The 19,047-nt window shown below is 36.9% G+C and carries 19 protein-coding genes and 1 pseudogene; 7 read left to right on the plus strand and 13 right to left on the minus strand.

Annotation, left to right across the window (positions count from 1 at the left end; all coding sequences use genetic code 11):
* The first annotated feature begins 170 nt into the window (after window positions 1-170).
* Together HX13_RS13895 and HX13_RS13900 are read left to right on the plus strand one after the other, a co-directional pair.
* A complete protein-coding gene (locus HX13_RS13895; RefSeq protein ID WP_050021603.1) occupies window positions 171-428 on the plus strand; it encodes a hypothetical protein in 258 nt (85 codons plus the stop codon).
* 451 nt (window positions 429-879) lie between these two features.
* On the plus strand, window positions 880-1,152 hold the full coding sequence (locus HX13_RS13900) for a hypothetical protein (RefSeq protein WP_128572422.1): 273 nt from the start codon (window positions 880-882) through the stop codon (window positions 1,150-1,152).
* Between the two features lies 1 nt (window position 1,153).
* On the opposite strand, the gene HX13_RS13905 is transcribed toward HX13_RS13900, so the two are convergent.
* A complete protein-coding gene (locus HX13_RS13905) occupies window positions 1,154-1,621 on the minus strand; it encodes a hypothetical protein (protein ID WP_050021605.1) in 468 nt (155 codons plus the stop codon).
* Between the two features lie 128 nt (window positions 1,622-1,749).
* Here HX13_RS13905 and HX13_RS13910 point away from each other — a divergent pair, with 128 nt between their 5' ends.
* Window positions 1,750-2,133: a DUF6876 family protein gene (locus tag HX13_RS13910; protein WP_050021606.1), complete on the plus strand. Its 384-nt coding sequence runs from the start codon at window positions 1,750-1,752 to the stop codon at window positions 2,131-2,133.
* Window positions 2,134-2,253: 120 nt separating this feature from the next.
* Here HX13_RS13910 and HX13_RS13915 read toward each other — a convergent pair whose 3' ends face one another.
* From HX13_RS13915 to HX13_RS13935, 5 genes are all read right to left on the minus strand, one after another.
* Window positions 2,254-4,944: a TonB-dependent receptor domain-containing protein gene (locus HX13_RS13915; RefSeq protein WP_050021607.1), complete on the minus strand. Its 2,691-nt coding sequence runs from the start codon at window positions 4,942-4,944 to the stop codon at window positions 2,254-2,256.
* Between the two features lie 199 nt (window positions 4,945-5,143).
* Window positions 5,144-5,302 (minus strand): hypothetical protein, encoded by a 159-nt coding sequence (locus HX13_RS22565; protein ID WP_156173252.1) that lies wholly within the window; start codon window positions 5,300-5,302, stop codon window positions 5,144-5,146.
* An 89-nt stretch (window positions 5,303-5,391) separates the two neighbouring features.
* The gene (locus HX13_RS13925; protein ID WP_238555353.1) at window positions 5,392-6,033 is read right to left on the minus strand and encodes a hypothetical protein; all 642 of its coding nucleotides are present in this window, start codon (window positions 6,031-6,033) and stop codon (window positions 5,392-5,394) included.
* Between the two features lie 78 nt (window positions 6,034-6,111).
* On the minus strand, window positions 6,112-6,798 hold the full coding sequence (locus HX13_RS13930; RefSeq protein WP_050021610.1) for a response regulator transcription factor: 687 nt from the start codon (window positions 6,796-6,798) through the stop codon (window positions 6,112-6,114).
* Window positions 6,799-6,946: 148 nt separating this feature from the next.
* Window positions 6,947-8,485, minus strand: coding sequence for a sensor histidine kinase (locus HX13_RS13935; RefSeq protein WP_050021611.1), 1,539 nt, complete (start codon window positions 8,483-8,485; stop codon window positions 6,947-6,949).
* A 197-nt stretch (window positions 8,486-8,682) separates the two neighbouring features.
* On the opposite strand from HX13_RS13935, the gene HX13_RS13940 reads away from it, so the two are divergent.
* Window positions 8,683-9,171: an SRPBCC domain-containing protein gene (locus HX13_RS13940; protein WP_050021612.1), complete on the plus strand. Its 489-nt coding sequence runs from the start codon at window positions 8,683-8,685 to the stop codon at window positions 9,169-9,171.
* A gap of 96 nt (window positions 9,172-9,267) precedes the next feature.
* Here the strand turns inward: HX13_RS13940 and HX13_RS13945 are convergent, their stop codons facing one another.
* From HX13_RS13945 to HX13_RS13975, 7 genes and pseudogenes are all read right to left on the minus strand, one after another.
* Complete coding sequence (locus HX13_RS13945; RefSeq protein ID WP_050021613.1) at window positions 9,268-10,095, minus strand: hypothetical protein; 828 nt, start codon at window positions 10,093-10,095, stop codon at window positions 9,268-9,270.
* A gap of 1 nt (window position 10,096) precedes the next feature.
* Window positions 10,097-10,936, minus strand: a complete 840-nt coding sequence (locus HX13_RS13950) for a hypothetical protein (protein WP_050021614.1) — start codon at window positions 10,934-10,936, stop codon at window positions 10,097-10,099.
* 1 nt (window position 10,937) lies between these two features.
* A complete protein-coding gene (locus HX13_RS13955; RefSeq protein WP_050021615.1) occupies window positions 10,938-11,684 on the minus strand; it encodes a hypothetical protein in 747 nt (248 codons plus the stop codon).
* Between the two features lie 680 nt (window positions 11,685-12,364).
* Complete coding sequence (locus tag HX13_RS13960; protein ID WP_050021616.1) at window positions 12,365-12,703, minus strand: hypothetical protein; 339 nt, start codon at window positions 12,701-12,703, stop codon at window positions 12,365-12,367.
* Between the two features lie 105 nt (window positions 12,704-12,808).
* Window positions 12,809-14,855 (minus strand): annotated as a pseudogene (locus HX13_RS13965) (S9 family peptidase).
* 173 nt (window positions 14,856-15,028) lie between these two features.
* Window positions 15,029-15,769 carry a uroporphyrinogen-III synthase gene (locus HX13_RS13970; protein WP_050021617.1) on the minus strand — a complete coding sequence of 247 codons (741 nt, stop codon included), beginning with the start codon at window positions 15,767-15,769 and terminating at the stop codon, window positions 15,029-15,031.
* Window positions 15,770-15,781: 12 nt separating this feature from the next.
* Entirely contained in the window at window positions 15,782-16,450 is a 669-nt protein-coding gene (locus HX13_RS13975; protein WP_050021618.1) for a DUF4271 domain-containing protein, read from the minus strand.
* Between the two features lie 234 nt (window positions 16,451-16,684).
* Between HX13_RS13975 and HX13_RS13980 the strand changes: the two genes are divergently transcribed.
* The 3 genes from HX13_RS13980 to tgt are packed head-to-tail and all read left to right on the plus strand — an operon-like array spanning window position 16,685 to window position 19,044.
* Window positions 16,685-17,401, plus strand: coding sequence for a polyprenol monophosphomannose synthase (locus HX13_RS13980; RefSeq protein ID WP_050021619.1), 717 nt, complete (start codon window positions 16,685-16,687; stop codon window positions 17,399-17,401).
* Window positions 17,402-17,424: 23 nt separating this feature from the next.
* Entirely contained in the window at window positions 17,425-17,853 is a 429-nt protein-coding gene (locus HX13_RS13985; RefSeq protein ID WP_128572423.1) for a DUF4296 domain-containing protein, read from the plus strand.
* Between the two features lie 60 nt (window positions 17,854-17,913).
* Complete coding sequence (gene tgt, locus HX13_RS13990) at window positions 17,914-19,044, plus strand: tRNA guanosine(34) transglycosylase Tgt (RefSeq protein ID WP_050021620.1); 1,131 nt, start codon at window positions 17,914-17,916, stop codon at window positions 19,042-19,044.
* Window positions 19,045-19,047 lie beyond the last annotated feature (3 nt).

The raw sequence follows: 19,047 nt of genomic DNA on the forward strand, positions 1-19,047 counted from the left end.
TTGCAATTATGTAATGGTAACACAAGAATATTTATTACATTTGGTTTCAACAAATAGTGATATAAAATATTTTTATAAAATTATTTAAAGTAGGAAATATTATTATATTTTTTGTGGCTCAAATTTAAGAGGTAAGTCTTATCTTTAAGTTGTTAAAAAATATAATATATATGAAAGCAAGATTATTACTATCAGGAGTTTTATTACTATCTATTGTAACAGCATGTTCAGATAGAGAAGGAGAAATTGATGCACCAGCCGGTCAAAAAGGAGATAAAATTGAAATGAACAGAGCCGAAACTGCGAGATTTTTGGATGACTCCCTGATTAAAAAAGATAGTTTAAATGGAACCCACAGTAAAGAAGGAGACGTCAATGCAACAGCCCAGGAAACAATCGATCCAACAAAACCGGATCGGCCTAAATAAACTGACTATTGAAATAATAGCTTCAGCATTTGTCTTAATTTCAGCTATATTACCATTTCTGAATAATATAGTTGGATATTTTATTGATGTAAATGTCCAGTTAGATAATAATGCCGGAGAAAGAAGACTTGATCTTGATTCATCTATTTATTTTTTATCAATATCATCATGCTTTATATTATTAGCTTTAGGAGGCTTGTTTAAAGCCAACAGATATACTTTTTATGTGGCATTGGTGGCAGGTTATTTCCATTTGGTAACCTACATAAAATTCATATTTTTTAATCAGAATAAAATATCTGCAATAGCAGATATGGCTATTATATTGCTTCTGATACTAATCATTTTTTTTAGTTTTTTAGATTGGATAACTATTATAGAAAATTACATTTGCTTGATAAATTTAATAATAGTACGCTAGACAGGTTCTCTAATATTCTTTTTAAACGTAATGATATTAAAGAAAATGAATAGCCATAGAGAAAGATTAAAAATTCTTGTAGCACTTTCTGATAAATTATGGGAAGATTATTCTGAGACCCTTATCTCGGAGGAAGAATATCTAAAAAAGATTTATCTGGTAAAGAAAGAAATTAATAATGGATTTATAGCTACAATGCAGGATCTTGAGCTTTTTGCAAAAGACCTGGGATACCTCATTTTAAATACTCCTACAAAAACCCTTTTAGGAGGTTCAGAAAAAATAATTATTAATAGAAATTAGGTTATTTGGCTACAAGCTTGGCTAAGGTTAAGATTTCTTCCAAATACTTATTCTGCTGTAAGATCGCTTCGTCATATTTTTTCTCGATCCTTGAAATCTGGTTCTGGACAAATAAAATACTTTTATCCTGAGTATTATATTGTGCAAACAGATTGGCAAGCAAATCCCCCAGTTTTTCGTGCGTGTCTTCATGCTGAAGTTCGGCAGCCGGCTGATCTTTTCCCTGGTTTGAATGTAGATTCAATTCACCGTTACTGGTAATAAGCCATATCAGATTCTCATTTTCCTTTAACTCCGGATAAACAATCAAAATTTTTGCAAGTTTATCAACACCCAGGTCACTTTTCAATGCTGCTCCTTTAAAATTAGAGGAAGACATGCCTGTTTCTTTATAAAAAGTTTCCTTTTTAATGCCCTTTTTCTCAAGGAAAAAGAAAATTCTTTCTTTTATGGTTTGAATTTTGTCCATAATTTCTTAAATTGGTCTAAATTTAGACTATATTTGTCAAAGATAGAAAACAAATTTAACATAGCAATGTTAAATAATAAGGGAATAAAATTAATAATTAAACCAGAAATACAAAAATTAATAATTTCATGAGCACTAATAAGCATAACAAAGTTAAAAACTCGGCTAATGAACTATATGATATTTATACATTTCCGAACAAACTGCATGGGTATAAGAATGGGTACAAACTTACAGAAGGGGTAAATGATATAGCTGTTTATGAAAATTGTTTCTGGCTGCTGGACCTTATTGTAGATCAACAACTGTTTCCCGAGCTGGATGATGAAGTTCAGAACTGGGAACTTGAAAGGATCGGTGACAACCTGTTTAATCTCAGTTGCTCCTATGACAACGGAGAAACTGTTGAAGAAATTAAGGACCTAGAAGCTGATTTTTATTTTGATGATTTAAAAATTGTCAAAAAAGGTAATATATTTTGTCTTCCTATAGAGAAAGATCTTTATGACTAGCCTAAAATACCAGTATATATTAATTCTATATATTGTAAACCTGTAATTTTTTTAAAGTTTAATTTTTCGTAATGAAAAACAGCACCGGTCCGGTGCTGTTTTTGTTTTACGTAATAGAAATCAGAATGTTACATCAAGACCAACATAAAAATTAGCTTTCATGATCGGGGCATATACCATTCCACCATCAAAATAACTTCCAAATGGATTTTTAAAATCTACAATTGCATTTTTCTGATAATAGGAAGTCAGGTTTTCTCCACCCAGGTAAGCCCTGATCTTTTTATTAAAGTTTCTCGAAACCTGAGCATTCAATACAGCGTAGGATTCGGAATATACCGGCAACCGGAATTCTGCCGGATTGCTTGAGGTGTCCGGAAGTCTTTGTTTACCTACCCAGTTCAAAGTGGTATCAAAGCTCCAGAATCCTCCTTTGTCATTCTTATTGGTAGCATAGGCCAGGTTTACGAATCCTCTGTGTTTCGCCATGAAAGGAACCTCTCTTCTTCCTCCGGTATAATCTGCCTGTACATCATAATATTTATAAGCAAGCCTTACATCAAAGTTCCTGAAAGGAGTAAAATCCCATTGGGTCTGTAAAGAGTTGGCAAAAGATTTCCCTTCCAGGTTATAGAATGTAAGCTGCTGTGGAGACTGGTCCAGATCTACCAATACCTGATCCTGGAAATCCGTTCTGAAAAAATCAGCAATAATGGAAGATTTTCTTCCGAAAAGCTTAAATTCCTGTTGCAAGCTGGCACCATAATTCCATGCAATTTCAGGTTTTAATCCATAAATGTTTCCTCCATTCGGTATAATATTGATACTTCTGTTGGAAGCAAAATAGTGCTGGCTTTCAGCGAAAACATTTGCCGTTCTGAACCCTCTTCCTGCAGACAATCTCAGGATGGTCTGAGGAGTGATATCATATTTGAAATTTAATCTTGGGGTAAACTGTGTTCCTGCCAGGTTATGGAAATCAACCCTTGCGCCCGCTACTAAAGTATACTTTAGCCCTGTTAAAGTATATTCGGCAAAAATCCCGGGTACAATCTCATTTCTTCTGAAATCATCGGTAAGGTAGGTTTCTTTATAACCGTCATATAAAAAACTTGCTCCGGTTTTGTATTTATGATTGGTATTACCAATAATACTTTCAAAAATCAGATTGGAATAATAGGTATGCTGTTGTCCTGAATAATTCCTCAATCCAAAAAAACTGTCTTGCTGGTGATATACATACTGGTTCATCCAGCCAATACTCTGATAAGGCTTTCCTTTAAAAACATATCCTGTTTTGTTCCAGACCTGGAATCTTGAAATATCAATACCTACACCATATGCAGGTTGTTCGTTCTGAGCCAGTTTTTTATCAAAACCTATTTGCCCGGCTGTTCTCTCATCCCGGATAAAATTGATTCCGAAATGGGACCCGAATCCGGATTTTTCCAAATCATTATAGTTTAATAAGTAAGCTGCGTTGAGTTGTGTTCCTTTTGGCCTGTCCAGGAAACCATCGTGATTCATATCCGTATTTCCGAAGGTCCCGTTCCCATGCAGTAAAAATGTCTGTGACCATTTATTATTAATGGGAGATACGCTGGTAATGTTGGCTTCTGCCCTTCCGTTGAAGTCAGAAAAGAGGTTCAGAGAAGTCTCAGGAGCCTTTGCATTTTTCAAAAGTTCGGTGTTAATTTGTCCTGTTATACTTTCGTACCCGTTAGTTACCGTACTTCCTCCTTTGGTCAGCTGTATACTTTCTATCCATCTTCCCGGGATAAAGTTCAGTCCATAAGCAGAAGCCAGCCCACGAATTTCAGGAAGCTGCTCTTTAGTGAGGCTTGTATATTTTTGATCCAATCCAAGCATTTTTAATTGCTTGGTTCCGGTAACGGCATTGCTGAAAGAAACATCTACGGTTGCATTGGTCTCAAAGCTCTCCGATAAATTGCAACATGCAGCCTTTAAAAGTTCTTTTTTATCAATATTGAAGACAAGTCCGGTCTCTTTTTTATTTAAAGAAGTGGCCGCTCTGGAACCTGTTACAACAACACCGTCAATGCTTTTTTCCTTTTTGCTGTGAGATCCATCGGCAGGTGATGTTCCGTGTTCATCGTGGTTTTCATGTTTGGTGGCCTTCTCTTCATCATGTACTTTAGGATTAGCTTCTCCAAAGGTGAAATCCCTGTCGTACAGGCAACATCCGGGAAGACTGTTATAAACAGCGTCCGTTGCTTTGTACTTTTCATTGTCATGGCCTGCATCAGCAATGGCTTTTAAAATTTTATCTGATGAAGTTTTTGACGAATCGAAATCCAGGGTAACAGTTTGCTTTTCTGCATTCCATTCAGCGCCATCAGCCCCGGCATCTTTTGCAGCTTTTTCAATTCTTGCTTTGCATGAGCCGCAGTTCCCCCTTACATAAAATTCATTATTTTTTTTAGCAGGATGATGAGGGTAGGTTTCTGATTGAATAGGCTGAAGGTCTCTTTCGTAATGACAACATCCGGGAAGACCATTATAGGTTGTATCAGGTGCTTTGAATTTTTCATTATCATGACCTGCCTCTGCTACTTTCTTTAAAATTTCATCTGCCGGAATATGATCTGTCTCCAGGGTCAGCGTCTGAAGATCTATGGAATAAACTGCTGTTTTTGCTCCTGCTTTTTTAGCTGCACCTTCTATTCTGGTTTTGCACATTTCACAGTTCCCTTTTACTCTGAACTGATTTTTTGAAAGGTTTTGAGCAGCAATAAATTGTGTAAATAAGAATAATGTACCAAGTAACAACCTGGAAATATATAATTTCATTGTTTAAAAGTTTAAATTAATTAAAAACGGTTCATTACAGGATGTAACAAACTTGGGATTTTTAACTAACCTATTTTCGGCGGCTGCCATATTTCTTTTAAACGGTCTGATAAATAAGGATCTGAATATTGAAACTCCGGATTCTTATTGGCTTTATAATAAGAAAGTTCCAGCCGGAGGTTTTTAGAAAACGGGGTTTCTATATAAGTGAAACATGCAATACATGATGAGCAGCAATCATCATTACAGGACGGTTTTGAACCATTGTTTTTATGATCATTTTTTGAGCCGTGATCTTTGCAGCAATCACTTTTTCCAGTGTCTGCCTTGCAGCAGGTTTGTTGCATAGATTGGGCATAGAAGCTATCTTTAGGAACCAAGAAAATTCCTAAACAAAAAACTATTGCAAATAGGTGAAACAGCTTCATGACTGCAAAATTACAAAAATTATGGTAATGGATCACCAACTTTTACCGAACAGTTATGCCAGGGTTCTCCATGCGCAGGATTTGCTTTTGGTTTTTCTCCCATAACCAGGTTTTGTTCTGCAGGAGCAGGAGTAGCTTGTGCTGTATTCTGGGCAGGTTGTGGAGCCGGAGCAGGTTTACTGTTTAAAGGTTGGCCTACAGGAATATCACACCGGTGTCCCGGCTGTCCGTGTGGAGGATTCATTCCCGGGGCTGTTTTTACTTGTTTGCCATTATTATCAATGGCAATTTTTCCGGGAGATACAGCATTGGGGTCAATCTGAATGGTATTGTTTCCGTTAACCGTTATATTCTGTGATACTGGAGCAGGTGATGGAGCCGGAGCGGGGTTGCTGTTTAAAGGCTGTCCTACGGGAATGTCACATCGGTGTCCCGGCTGTCCGTGAGGAGGATTCATTCCGGGAGCGGTGGCAACAGGGGCCTGATTGGAAGCAGACTGAATGCCGGCCTGATCCATTAATGATGTTTTAGAAGTACTGTTAACAGCTATTCCGGGCTGCTGGGTGCCGGCTTCTTCCTGTATGTATGTTGCCCTTTCATCTTTTTTACAGGCAATGGTCAATAGTGATATGGCTATCAGGCCTAAAAATGTATTTTTCATATCCATAGGTATGAAACAAAATTAGCAAAACATTTTTAATTGTTTTGCTAATTTTTTATTTATAATCCGGTTTTTGAATTAATTCTTCACTAAAAGTCTGAATCCTTCTCCGTGTACGTTGATGATTTCTAACCCTTCGTCATCTTTTAATAATTTACGAAGCTTGGCAATATAAACATCCATACTTCTTGCCGTAAAATAATTTTCCTTCTTCCAGATCTTTCTTAAAGCAAGATCTCTTGGCATGAAATCATTTCTATGGACACAAAGAAGTTTTAAAAGTTCATTTTCTTTCGGAGAAAGCTTGTATTCTTTGTCTCCTACTTTTAACTGTCTCAGCATTGAATCGAAGAAAATATTACTGATTTTGAACTGTTCCTGTTCTTCATTTTCCAATGTAGAGCTTCTTTGAAGAATTGCTTTGATTTTGTATAGAAGAAGTTCGGTATCAAATGGCTTTGTAATATAATCATCAGCACCCAGCTGATATCCTTTTAAAATATCCTCTCTCATGTTTCTTGCGGTAAGGAAAATGATCGGTGTATTTTTATCAATCTTTTTTACATCCTCAGCTAATGAAAAACCGTCTTTTTTAGGCATCATCACATCAAAAATACAGATGTCAAATTCATTTTCTGTAAATTCCTTAAGACCCTGTTCTCCATCTGTTGCAAGGGTAACTTCAAAATTATTGATCGTTAAATAATCTTTCAGTACCGCTCCAAAACTCTGATCGTCCTCTACTAATAATATTCTGTTGCTCATAATTTTAATAATTAAAAATTAATAAATAAGAATGAACGTTCTCACTCTATCTTCCTATATTTTGTTATTGGTTATACAATTTATTATAACTGTTATATGACCATTGCCGTCCGGCTATAGATCACTGTTCGTCTTATTGCTTGTTCACTTAGCTCATCGGGAGTTTGATGGTAAACTTGCTTCCTTTTCCTTTGTGAGAGTCTACTATAATCTGTCCTTTATGCAGTTCCACAATTTTTTTCACATAAGACAGTCCCAGACCCTGTCCTTTTACATTATGAATATTCCCGGTTTCTTCCCGGAAGAATTTTTCAAAAATCTTTGTTTTATTCTGGGTTTCCATTCCCATTCCTTTATCCGACACCTCAATTACATACCAGTGTCCTTCATTTTTTGTTTCTACATGTATTTCGGGTGCTTCAGGGGAATATTTGTTGGCATTATCCAATAAGTTGACCAGCATATTGGAAATGTGGAATTCATCTATCTTAAAAATATAATTCGTTGCATTAAACTTTTGGGTAAGAGAGCCGTTTCTTTGCTCTACGATAAGATTAAAAGACTCTGTCGTTTTTTTGATCAGTTCCCTTACATTGGTCTCTTTCAGGAATAGTTCTACTTCGTTTCTTTCAAGCTTGGACATATTAAGAACATTTTCTACCTGCTTTTTCATTCTTAGATTTTCCTGCTTGATCAGTTCAGAATAATATTTTACTTTATCCGGGTTTGTTGCAATTTTATCATTGGCCAAAGAATCCGTAGCTACTGAAATAGTCGCCAGAGGAGTTTTAAATTCATGCGACATATTGTTGATAAAGTCTGTTTTTACTTCAGCAAGCTTCTTCTGCCTCATCATATAATTGATGGAAATAATATAAATCCCTAAAATGGTAAGTAATGAAAGAAACGTCCCCAATAACATCGGCCAGTTATTCATTGCCAGGGAATATTCTTTCTTGGGAAAAACCAATGCCAGGCTATAAAGCGTACGGTCTTTTTTATCCGTAAAAAGAGGATAAGTATAAGTGTTGTTGTCCTTTTTCTCTTTATATACTTTATTGGCTACACTGGTAAGCTTGTTGTTTTTATCAACAACGCCATACCCGAATTTGGCAGTAATACCCCTTATTTTAAGCTCTTTAGCAATTACAGAATCAAGAATAACCGGATCAACTCTTTTAGCAATCGGCAGATTGTTTCCATATACTTTTACAAACTCCTTGATGGCGTAATCTCCATTTTCAATATCCGTATTCAGATCGGCTGTAAGAAGCTCACGGTTCGTGGTGTCTCTTTTAATTTTATAGGCTGCCTCATCCGTATACAAAGTTGTCAGCTTTACAGAATCCCCTTTTTGCGAGATCGGCAGCTGCGTTTTTGAAATGATATTTTTTGAATAGATAATTTGTCTCTGGGTGCCGGAATCTTCTACCTGCTGAATGGTGGTTAAAGAAGGCTGACTATTGTTGGCGAGGATTGTATTTCTATTGTCTTTACTCAGATATTTGTCGGCCTCAATTTCCTCTATACTCTTTGAGGTGTTTTCCAGGGCGGAATAAACTTTATTGGAAAAATCCTGTTCCAGCGCACCGTAATAGCCTTTCAACCAATAAAATTGGAGCGTTACAAAAACAATCAGTGAGATCGTCATAAACACCGAAATTATTGGGATGAACTTATTATTCATTATTGTAGCTTATATATATTCGAAAAATGAATGTTAAAATTAATTGTTTTAAGACTTCATAAACAAAAAACGAGCCAAAAAATTGTATTTTTTTTCTTAAAACAGAGTTTTTTAACAATTATTTATGAATATGTATTACTTGTCATAGGAAAAGTCCGGTCAATAAATAAAATATTACCTTTATTAAAATATTATTTATGAAATCTAATATTGTTTTCAACAAAGATTTTGATTCAAATACTGCTTATGTAATGAAAATTTACAATGCAGATGTTTCAAAAGTATGGAATTATTTCACCCTGCCCGAATTGTTGGATCAGTGGTGGGGCCCAAAGCCCTGGAGATGCGAAACGCTGCGTCAGGATTTTAAAGAAGGTGGAATCTGGCTGTATGCAATGGTGGGACCTGATGGAGAGAAACATTACTCTCAGTCTCAGTATGGTGAGATCATAGAACACCGAAGCCTGGATTGGATGAGTGCTTTCTGTGATGAAAAAGGAATGATCAATGAAGATTTTCCCAGGTCAAAATGGCTGATTGGCTTTACGGGAGTAGAAGAAGGAACCAAAGTGACAGTCAATATTCATTATCAGTCAGCGGAAATAATGAAAAAAATGTTTGATATGGGCTTTGAAGAAGGCTTTGCCATGGGACTGAATCAGCTTGAAGAAATTATCGGGAATTAGTCAGTGAGATGGCGAGTAAACATCGGTAATAAAAGCAGGGCTTTCGTAGAAAGGTTCCTGCTTTTATTACTTTAATTGTTCAGATGATGGTTGGAATCATAGCTTTTCTATACTTATAAAAGTTCCGTCTGTAGGAATAATTTTATAGACATCGGCAACGGTGAGAATAGAAACACCTCCTGAAACCTGTACCTTAAGCTGATCTCCTTTATCAAACATGGCAAGGAACTCCATCGTTCCTACTCTGTTGGCTCCGGCTGTAATGAGAATAGCTTCATTTAAAGAAACATCATTTCGGGCGAGCACATTTCCGTTTTTAAGAGCTCTGAAAGAAATGGTCGGCGGGCTCACGTGCAATCCCGATGTTTTTACCTTTAAGCTGATAAGCACTTTATAAAAGCCAGATTCTCTGAAAGTGAAATTAGTAAAGTTATTGTTCACTGTTCCCTGAGGATCGATAATACCTAGTTTATCGATATCTGATGTGCTGTTATAGAATCCGAACGGAACATCTTTCTGTCCACAACCGATAAGTATACAGGCTACAGAGGGCAATTCGTTTTCCGGCATTGCCGGATTCATGCTGGCACGGGTTATTCTGCCTCCGTCTTCATAAAAAGTGGGTTTCCATTTTTCACCATCATATACCACCACTCTTTTGATATCTTTCTGATACATGATCATTCCCTGCATAGTGGGGTCATCGTCAAAGTGATCGGCCTGATGTATGTTATATAAAGGTAAGGCAGATTCGGTATCAGCTGTTGGAATAATCATTCCTTTGGAGGTGTCAGGATGATCTTTTTTATTGACAACAGTAAGCATGGAATGGGAACTTGGAGTTGAATGACTGCCTATGATAACCTGGGAAAATGCCAGCTTTGCGGTTAGCAATAACCCGATGGTATATATATTCTTTCTCATATTAATTTAATTTTTCAATGTATAAAAAGGTATCCTTATCGCTCATTTTAAAGGTAACTCCTGTTCCTACATTCAATCCGGTATCAGCTTGGATGCCTGCTCTCAGACGGATTTGATCTCCGGCATGTAGAAATTTTATAGTGGAAAAACTGTTGATGGAATTGGAGCTACCTGCTGTGACCAGTAATCCATATAAGAGAAAGCTGTTTTCATGTATTTTTTGCCAGCCGTCTCCCTGGGCATTCACGTACAGAGCCTGCAGGGAAACAATAGTTGCTGCATTACCTACAGATAATCCTCCGGCACTACTTGTTTTTACCGATGGATTGATTCTGTAAAAGCCATCGGCCGGAATGGTGATTTCTCCGTTAGAATTGACGGTTACCCCCAAGTTATTTACATTATTCCTGTCAATATCATTAAGAATGTTAAATACTAAGGTTGGACGCCCCGTAATTCCTAATACATTGGCAACAGTATGATCTGAAGCGTTAGAGCCCAGGATGCTTACATTTTTATAATTTTTAATACTTTTTTCTGTAGCGGCTATCCATCTGTATCCATCGTATTTTACAACATCTCTAATTTCTTTATTATAAAACACGAGCCCGTTATCTTCAGGGCTGTTTTCATACAGATCAGGTAATGCGGAATTATAATGGGGAAGTTCAGTATGGTTTTCCACGACAGGGAGCATGATGCCTTTTGTATTGCTTTCTACATGTAATACAGCTCTTGGATGTATGATTTCAGGTCTGTTGCCCATTTTTACCTGAGCATATCCCCATTGTCCTGTAGTGATCAGAATAATGGTTTTGAGGGTAAGTGTTTTTATGGTCATTTTAATCGCTTATTTTAGTGAACATTATTTCTCGTGGATAATATTTGGCAATATTAATCCCCGTGGCGGCCGTTAAAGTAACCACTACAGATACTGTTGCCAGGGGAGAATGTATCCTGGATATGATATAGTCTCCGGCTTTCAAACGAATTCTGGTGGTGGTAAACGCTGCAGTGTTGGTATCGCCGCCAATACCAAGGATTCCATAATAATCAGGGAAGAAAGTACTGAGTTTTGCCTCACTGTAACTTCCGTCATCCTGCTTTAGATAAGCTCTTAACTGATATTGAGGTCCGCTCGTTAAAGAAACGGCTCCACCGGTTTTCGATGGAATATTCAGATAGATATCATAGACACCGGGTTCATTAATTACAAATTTTGCGTTATCAAAACTTTTGTCGCCATATAAGCCTCCTCCCGGTACTATGGCTGTCTCCCTTGTTATATTAAGATTATTATAAGACTGGATGCCATCAACCGGCGCACTGAATCCCAGGCCTACGTGCCGCCCACATCCGAGAAGGACGCAAACCACACTCGTCTCTTCATTGGCCGTAGATAGAAACCTGCTTTGCTTTTTATTGAAACCGGTAGCTGCAGGTGCAGGTTCGTTATTCCATTGCGTTCCGTCATAAGAGTAAAAGGTAGCATGCGTCTTTTCAAACATCATCATTCCTGTCATTTCTTTATCAGGAGCTGCATTGTAGAGGGGAAGGTTTTCCGGAGTGGAAACTTCGGGGAGTAACATTCCCCAACTTTTTCCGCCATATTGGCCATCTACCTGTAAAATAGCTTTACTGTGAATCCCGGCACTTTTTGTTTTTTGAAATTCCTACTTGTGGAAAGGCCAGACTAAAAATGATCAACATCAAAGAAGTGTTAATTTTTTTCATATTCGATTCTATTTAATTTTAAAATCCGTTTTGTTCAGAAGTATTTTTTTGAAATACATGGTTTTCAATTTTTTAGATGGTGTATTTTTATTCAATATTTTATCTGTCCGTATTCATAGAATGAATCGGATATACATGGGTTGCCTTTTTTTCCAAACCTGGGGTTTGAAGAAATTGACCATAATATTCTGAGGGAAATCAGCGCACAGCAAAAGGGCTGAAAGAATGTGGTCTGGTGAGCCTAAAATACAAAACTAATATGGTATAAACGCCCTGTTTATGGGAGAAAATGCAATTTTTTTGTTGATCACAATGAAATGAAGAACAAAGAAAACTCCATTTTAAATTGTAATATATTGGGAATGAACACGAATCCTATGTTAACTAAATGTTATTTACAATATGGTATTTATTAACAAATTGTTCATTTTTAATGAAAAATGCAGGCCTTAAAGCCTGCATTTGGTAGTATTTCATGAGGTTCTGCGGATTACCGGTTCCCTAAAACAGGCGTCAATCCACGGATACAGCTCTTTTAAATCAATTCTTCCTCCTGGAAATATTGAATAATTGCTTTTTTCATAAGCAAAGTTTGTTCGTTAGGTTTAAGTTCCGGAAGGTCTTCCAGCTTTTCAAACTGTGGCCATCCGTCTTCATAGTGGGTGAACTTATAATACCCAAAAGGCTCCAGCAGCCTGCATACGGCAATATGAATCAGGTTGACTTTATCATCTTTGGTATATTTCTGCTGTCCACTCCCCAGTTCCTGCAGTCCTATTAAAAACAACAGGGTTTCAATCGGGGGATTTTTTTCAGTCTGGAAGTTATCTTCAAAAAACTGTTCTATCTTTTTCCAATATTCGGACTCGTTCATATAATTGATAAATGATGATTAATAATTAATGTTGTTACTGTTTAATTTCTTCCTCTGGTTATTTTTAAAAGGAGAAGTTATCTTAATCTTATATGATTAACTCTTTTATCCTTTGTTATCAATCTTCAATAAAAACGCATATTCAAGCGCATCTTCTTTCAGAGATTCAAATCTTCCGCTTGCACCGCCATGACCAGAGCTCATATCTGTTTTAAAGATCAGAATGTTATTGTCTGTCTTGAGTTCTCTCAGTTTTGCAGTCCATTTTGCAGGCTCCCAATACTGAACCTGTGAATCATGAAAGCCTGTTGTAATAAGCATATGCGGATATTCTTTAGCTTCTACATTGTCATAAGGAGAATATTCTTTCATATACTGGTAATATTCTTTATCATTTGGATTTCCCCATTCATCATATTCTCCGGTGGTTAAAGGAATGGTGTCATCCAGCATGGTTGTTACCACATCTACAAAAGGAACCTGTGCTACAATTCCGTTAAACAACCGGGGTTTGTAATTAACCACAGCACCTACCAAAAGACCACCAGCGCTGCCGCCCATAGCATACATGTGTTTTGATGACGTGTAATTCTCTTTGATCAGATATTTCCCGGCATCAATAAAATCAAAGAATGTATTTTTCTTAAACAGCATTTTCCCGTCTTCGTACCACTCCCTTCCCAGGTATTCTCCACCACGGATATGAGCAATGGCATAAATAAAGCCACGGTCAAGAAGGGATAACCTTACATTTGAAAAGCTTGCATCCACAGTATGTCCATAGCTGCCATAACCATATAATAAAAGCGGAGTATCGGCAGATTTCTGAGTGTCTTTATGGTAAACTAGAGAAACCGGAATTTTCGTTTTACCATCCCGGGAATCAGCCCAGATTCTTTCAGAGATATAATTTTCAGGAAAAAACTTTCCGCCCAAAACTTCCTGTTGTTTTAAAAGCTTTGTTGTCTTTTCTTTCATATTATACTCATAGGTAGAGCTTGGCTGAGTCAGAGAAGTATAGCCATAGCGTAATACTTCCGTATCAAATTCCAGATTGATGCCAATATAGGCGGTGTAAGTAGGATCTGAGAAAGGGAGATAATAAGATTCCTGTTTTTTTTCATCAATAATCCTGATTTGGAGCAGGCCTTTTTCTCTTTCTTCAAGGACAAGATAATCCTTAAAAATTTCAAAGCCTTCCAATAAAACTTCAGCCCGGTGCGGAATTACATCTACCCAGTTTTCCATACCACAATGGTTGATCTTTGTTTTTACAATTTTGAAATTGAAAGCATCATCAGCGTTTGTGATGATATAGAATTCATCCTCATAATGCTCTACGGAATATTCCAGGTCATCTATTCTTGGCTGAATAATTGTCCAGTCAGCAAAAACATTATCTGCAGGAATGAAACGGTGCTCATCTGAGATAGTACTGGAACTTGCGATAAAAATATATTGTAAAGATTTTGTTTTAAAAACATTGACGTCAAAAAGTTTCATCCTCTTCGTGGAAAATCAAAACATCTTCTGATGCATCAGTGCCCAGTTCATGTCTATACACCTGAAAGGCCCGGAGGCTTTTATCCTTTCTGATATAAAAAACATGTTTGTTATCATTAGCCCATACTGCTTTTCCGGTTGTATTGAGAATCTGGTCAGGGAGGATTTCTCCTGTTTTTAAATTTTTGAAGTTCAGGGTATAGATTCTTCTTCCTACATCATCGGCCGAAAAAGAGGCCAGTTCATTATCAGGGCTTACGGCAACGCTTCCCACTTCGAAATACTCTTTACCTTCTGCCAGTATATTAACATCCAGTACAATTTCTTCCTGATGATCCAGGCTTTGGTATTTCCTGCAGAAAATGGGGTATTCTTTGCCTTCTTCGTAACGTACGATATACCAATATTCATTGAAGAAGTAAGGAAGGGATTCGTCATCTTTTTTGTAACGTGCTTTCATTTCTTCAAAAAGCTCTTCCTGAAGGGCTTCAGTGTCTTTCATGATGAATTCTTCGTAAGCATTTTCTTCTTCAAGATATTTGATGACTTCGGGATTTTCCCTCTCGTTGAGCCAGAAGTAATTGTCAATTCTTCTGTCGCCATGAGTTTCTATTATTTTTTCTATTTTTTTTGCTTGTGGAGCTTTCATCCGGATAATTTAATGGTTTATTTGAGGTCGGGTCCGTCCTTTTTTATTTTTCCTTTTGAAAACCTTTAATAAAGGACGTTTTCATTTAATATTAATTTTTGTTCAAATTTAGTTAAAAAAAACCATCTTTCCTCGTATTGAAAAGATGGCAGTTTTATTTTCGGGTTTAAAGACTACTTGTGAAGTGCTTTAATATATTTTTCAAGGGCCATAGTCATGGATGGTGTTTCCTTCGTAGGGGCCATTAAATCTACTTTTAATCCGGCTTCTTCCGCAGCAGCCATCGTGGTGTTTCCAAAAACTCCGATCTTTGTTTCATCCTGTTTGAAATCAGGGAAGTTCTGTTGCAGAGACTTGATGCCCTGGGGGCTGAAGAAGATCAGCATATCGTAGTCCTTAATGTTGATGTCAGTCAGGTCACTGCATACGGTACGGTACATAATGGCCCTTGTCCATTCAACATTGGCAGAATCCAGAGTCTTCACAATATCCGGACTTAAAACATCTGAAGATGGCAACAGGTATTTTTCAGTTGGGAATTTTTTAAAAAGAGGAAGCAGGTCAGAGAAATTTTTCTCCCCGAAGCTGATTTTTCTTTTTCTGTAGACAATATGTTTCTGCAGATAATTGGCAATGGCTTCCGACTGGCAGATATATCTCATCGTATCAGGAACTGCAAAACGCAGCTCTTCTGCCAATCTGAAATAATGGTCAATCGCATTCTTACTGGTAAAAATAATTCCAGTGTATTGCGTCAGATCTATTTTCTGAGTTCTCAGTTCTTTATTGTCAACTCCTTCGACATGGATAAATGGACGGAAATCAATCTTTATTTTTTCCTTCTTCGCAATATCCAAGTATGGAGAAGATTCACTAGGCGCTGGTTGAGAAACCAATATGGACTTTATTCTCATCATTGACATTTATTAAAAAAATAACAACTTCCAAAGCAGTAATAATGGTGCGATTTGGAGGGTGCAAATATACAAAAATTTATAATACCATTTTTCCGGAAGAATCTTGTTCTTGTGAAATAAGTAGAAAAATACTTTGAAAATGAACACAAAAGAAAAGAAACAGAAGTAGTATAAAAACATTTTATTTCTGTCGACAGGGAAGTAATAATGGGCTACACATAAGATTATCAGTAAAAATGACAGGATGAAATAAAATTTGGTAGAGGTAAAATAAAAAATTGTCCATTTTTTTCCATCTCCTATACTTTGATAAAATAAAAATCCTAATGCTGATTTTATACCATAAAAAAATACAACGATCAGGAAGGTATATCCAAATTTATTCAGCTGATAGCCCAGTACCTGCAAATCCGCAATATATTTCGGAACCACAGGAATGTATTGTGAAATTAAAACAGAAAGGGTAAGAGCCGTTACACAAGAGGTAATGAACCAGCTTGGCAGGTTATTGCTTGCATCAAAGTATTTTTGAAGCAGAAAATCTTTCAGGCTGGCGTCTCTTTCTATGATGTTCATCATAAAAACATATAAAAATATACAACCCACGAGGATGAAGATTACCCAATCGTTGTTCTCAGGTATTCTTACATGATTGATGAAGTTTTGTGATGACGGCAAATTTTACGTTTTTTGGGGTTATTTAACGGCAAACAACATAGCTGGCATAGATTTCTCTTTTAACCTGATCTGTGAATCTGACGTTAAAATATATTATCATTAATTACAAATTATCAGAACAGCTGAATAACGCTTTCATTTAATTCATTGAATCCAATGATAAATATTTTTGCAAAATTATAGATTATTTTGTATAAAATAAAAAGGTTAAATAAACTATCTTTGCAAACTGAAATGAAAAAACTAGTCATTATCCCAACCTATAACGAAAAGGAAAATATTGAAAATATTATTTCCGCGGTTTTTGCATTGGAAGATGACTTTCATGTTTTAGTAGTGGATGATTCTTCTCCGGACGGAACGGCAGAGGTTGTAAAAGAAATGCAAAAGAACTATCCCCAATATCTGCACCTGTCGGTAAGACATGTTAAAGACGGTTTGGGAAAGGCTTATATCCATGGATTTAAATGGGCCATTGAAAATAAATATGATTATATTTTTGAAATGGATGCCGATTTTTCGCATGACCCTAATGATTTACCCAAGCTTTTTGAAGCTTGTTTAAACGCGGATATGGCTATCGGTTCCCGTTATTCAAAAGGAGTGAATGTGGTTAACTGGCCAATGGGAAGGGTATTGCTTTCCTATTTTGCGTCAAAATATGTGAGGTTTATTTTAGGACTTCCGATTCATGACACTACAGCCGGTTTTGTATGCTTTTCCCGGAAAGTATTGGAAGAAATCGGATTGGATAATGTGAGATTGAAAGGCTATGGATTCCAGATAGAAATGAAATTCAGGGCATATAAAAAAGGCTTTAAAATTGTAGAGGTTCCTATTATATTCACCAACAGGGTGCTGGGAGAAAGCAAAATGAACGGGGGAATTATCCATGAAGCTGTGTTTGGAGTTTTAAACTTAAAGTGGAAATCAATAATCAACAGGTTATGAAACACTGCATGAACAATTTTTCTATGGAAAAACATGTATATGTGAAGTTCCGGGAGACCATTGCAAAATGTAAAGATGGGCTGGTGAAAAAGCTGATCTGTGTTTTTGTGATATTGGCCATGTTTTCCTGCAGTGATTATATTGATAAACCTAAAAACCTTATTGATGAGAATGTGATGGCGGAAGTCATTGCAGATTTGATGATCAATGATCAGGCAAATTTCGTTTATCCGGATAAAAATATGGAGGCCGGAACCAGATTTATTCTGAAATCTCATCATATAAAACCTGATGACTTTATTGAAAGCTTCAAGTATTATGTGATTAAAGAAAAAATGCAGGATATTGCTAACGATGCCCAGGAAATTTTATTAAAGAAAGATCCGAAGGCAGCTCAATATGTAAAAGATAAGCTGAAACAAAACGGAAACCCGCCGGCCCTTGTAAGGTAAGGCACGTTTTTAGTAAAAGCAACGGTCATCGGGTAACGATGATATGTAAAAAGAATACGGATGAAATTTTTTAATATAGAAAAAACCTCTGAAGGAAAAGCAAGAGCAGGGGAGATAACCACAGATCACGGGAAAATTCAGACTCCCATTTTTATGCCTGTGGGAACTGTAGCAAGTGTAAAGACAGTTCATCAGAGAGAATTAAAAGAAGACATAAAAGCCCAGATTATTTTGGGTAATACCTATCACCTTTACCTGCGTCCGGGTATGGAAACAATGCAGGATGCTGGCGGATTGCATAAATTTATGAACTGGGATCTGCCTATACTTACAGATTCGGGAGGTTTCCAGGTGTTTTCATTGGCGGGCAGCAGGAAAATGACAGAAGAAGGGGCGAGGTTCAAATCTCATATCGACGGAAGTTATCACATGTTCTCCCCAGAAAGATCAATGGAGATCCAGAGACAGATCGGGGCCGATATTTTTATGGCTTTTGACGAATGTACTCCTTATCCTTGTGATTACAACCAGGCAAAATCATCCATGGAGCTGACGCATCGTTGGCTGAAAAGATGTATCGATTGGACCAATAATAACCCCGAGCTATACGAACATAAGCAAAGGCTTTTCCCGATTGTGCAGGGATCTACCTATTCGGATTTAAGGAAAATATCTGCTGAAGTTATTTCAGAAGCAGGTGCAGAAGGAAATGCAATCGGAGGCCTTTCGGTAGGGGAGCCCGAAGAAGAAATGTATAGAATTACCGATGAGGTTACCGATATTCTTCCAAAAGAAAAACCAAGATATCTGATGGGGGTAGGTACTCCGTGGAATATCCTGGAATCTATCGGATTGGGTATTGATATGATGGATTGCGTAATGCCTACAAGGAATGCAAGAAACGCAATGCTTTTTACCTGGAATGGGGTCATGAATCTTAAAAATGAAAAATGGAAACGTGACTTCTCGCCATTGGACGAATTCGGAACCAGCTTTGTAGACAGAGAATATTCAAAAGCGTACCTTCGTCATTTATTCGTGTCAAAGGAATATCTGGCAAAACAGATTGCTTCTGTTCATAATCTTGCATTTTATCTGGATCTGGTAAAAGTGGCAAGAGAACATATCCTGGCAGGAGATTTCTACGAATGGAAAAACGCTGTAGTTCCAATCCTGAGACAAAGACTATAAAAA

The organism is Chryseobacterium sp. P1-3, from assembly GCF_000738495.1.
Lineage (GTDB): Bacteria > Bacteroidota > Bacteroidia > Flavobacteriales > Weeksellaceae > Chryseobacterium > Chryseobacterium gallinarum.

Excerpts from the sequence above, each read along its gene's own strand:
- HX13_RS13905 (WP_050021605.1), bottom strand. The coding sequence starts at position 1,621 with ATGGACAAAATTCAAACCATAAAAGAAAGAATTTTCTTTTTCCTTGAG.
- HX13_RS13950 (WP_050021614.1), bottom strand. The coding sequence starts at position 10,936 with ATGACCATAAAAACACTTACCCTCAAAACCATTATTCTGATCACTACA.
- HX13_RS13940 (WP_050021612.1), top strand. The coding sequence starts at position 8,683 with ATGAAATCTAATATTGTTTTCAACAAAGATTTTGATTCAAATACTGCT.
- HX13_RS22565 (WP_156173252.1), bottom strand. The coding sequence starts at position 5,302 with ATGCCCAATCTATGCAACAAACCTGCTGCAAGGCAGACACTGGAAAAA.
- HX13_RS13970 (WP_050021617.1), bottom strand. The coding sequence starts at position 15,769 with ATGAGAATAAAGTCCATATTGGTTTCTCAACCAGCGCCTAGTGAATCT.
- HX13_RS13915 (WP_050021607.1), bottom strand. The coding sequence starts at position 4,944 with ATGAAATTATATATTTCCAGGTTGTTACTTGGTACATTATTCTTATTT.
- HX13_RS13985 (WP_128572423.1), top strand. The coding sequence starts at position 17,425 with ATGGAAAAACATGTATATGTGAAGTTCCGGGAGACCATTGCAAAATGT.
- HX13_RS13955 (WP_050021615.1), bottom strand. The coding sequence starts at position 11,684 with ATGTTACTCCCCGAAGTTTCCACTCCGGAAAACCTTCCCCTCTACAAT.
- HX13_RS13980 (WP_050021619.1), top strand. The coding sequence starts at position 16,685 with ATGAAAAAACTAGTCATTATCCCAACCTATAACGAAAAGGAAAATATT.
- HX13_RS13930 (WP_050021610.1), bottom strand. The coding sequence starts at position 6,798 with ATGAGCAACAGAATATTATTAGTAGAGGACGATCAGAGTTTTGGAGCG.
- HX13_RS13945 (WP_050021613.1), bottom strand. The coding sequence starts at position 10,095 with ATGAGAAAGAATATATATACCATCGGGTTATTGCTAACCGCAAAGCTG.
- HX13_RS13895 (WP_050021603.1), top strand. The coding sequence starts at position 171 with ATGAAAGCAAGATTATTACTATCAGGAGTTTTATTACTATCTATTGTA.
- HX13_RS13900 (WP_128572422.1), top strand. The coding sequence starts at position 880 with ATGATATTAAAGAAAATGAATAGCCATAGAGAAAGATTAAAAATTCTT.
- HX13_RS13960 (WP_050021616.1), bottom strand. The coding sequence starts at position 12,703 with ATGAACGAGTCCGAATATTGGAAAAAGATAGAACAGTTTTTTGAAGAT.
- tgt (WP_050021620.1), top strand. The coding sequence starts at position 17,914 with ATGAAATTTTTTAATATAGAAAAAACCTCTGAAGGAAAAGCAAGAGCA.
- HX13_RS13935 (WP_050021611.1), bottom strand. The coding sequence starts at position 8,485 with ATGAATAATAAGTTCATCCCAATAATTTCGGTGTTTATGACGATCTCA.
- HX13_RS13910 (WP_050021606.1), top strand. The coding sequence starts at position 1,750 with ATGAGCACTAATAAGCATAACAAAGTTAAAAACTCGGCTAATGAACTA.
- HX13_RS13925 (WP_238555353.1), bottom strand. The coding sequence starts at position 6,033 with ATGAAAAATACATTTTTAGGCCTGATAGCCATATCACTATTGACCATT.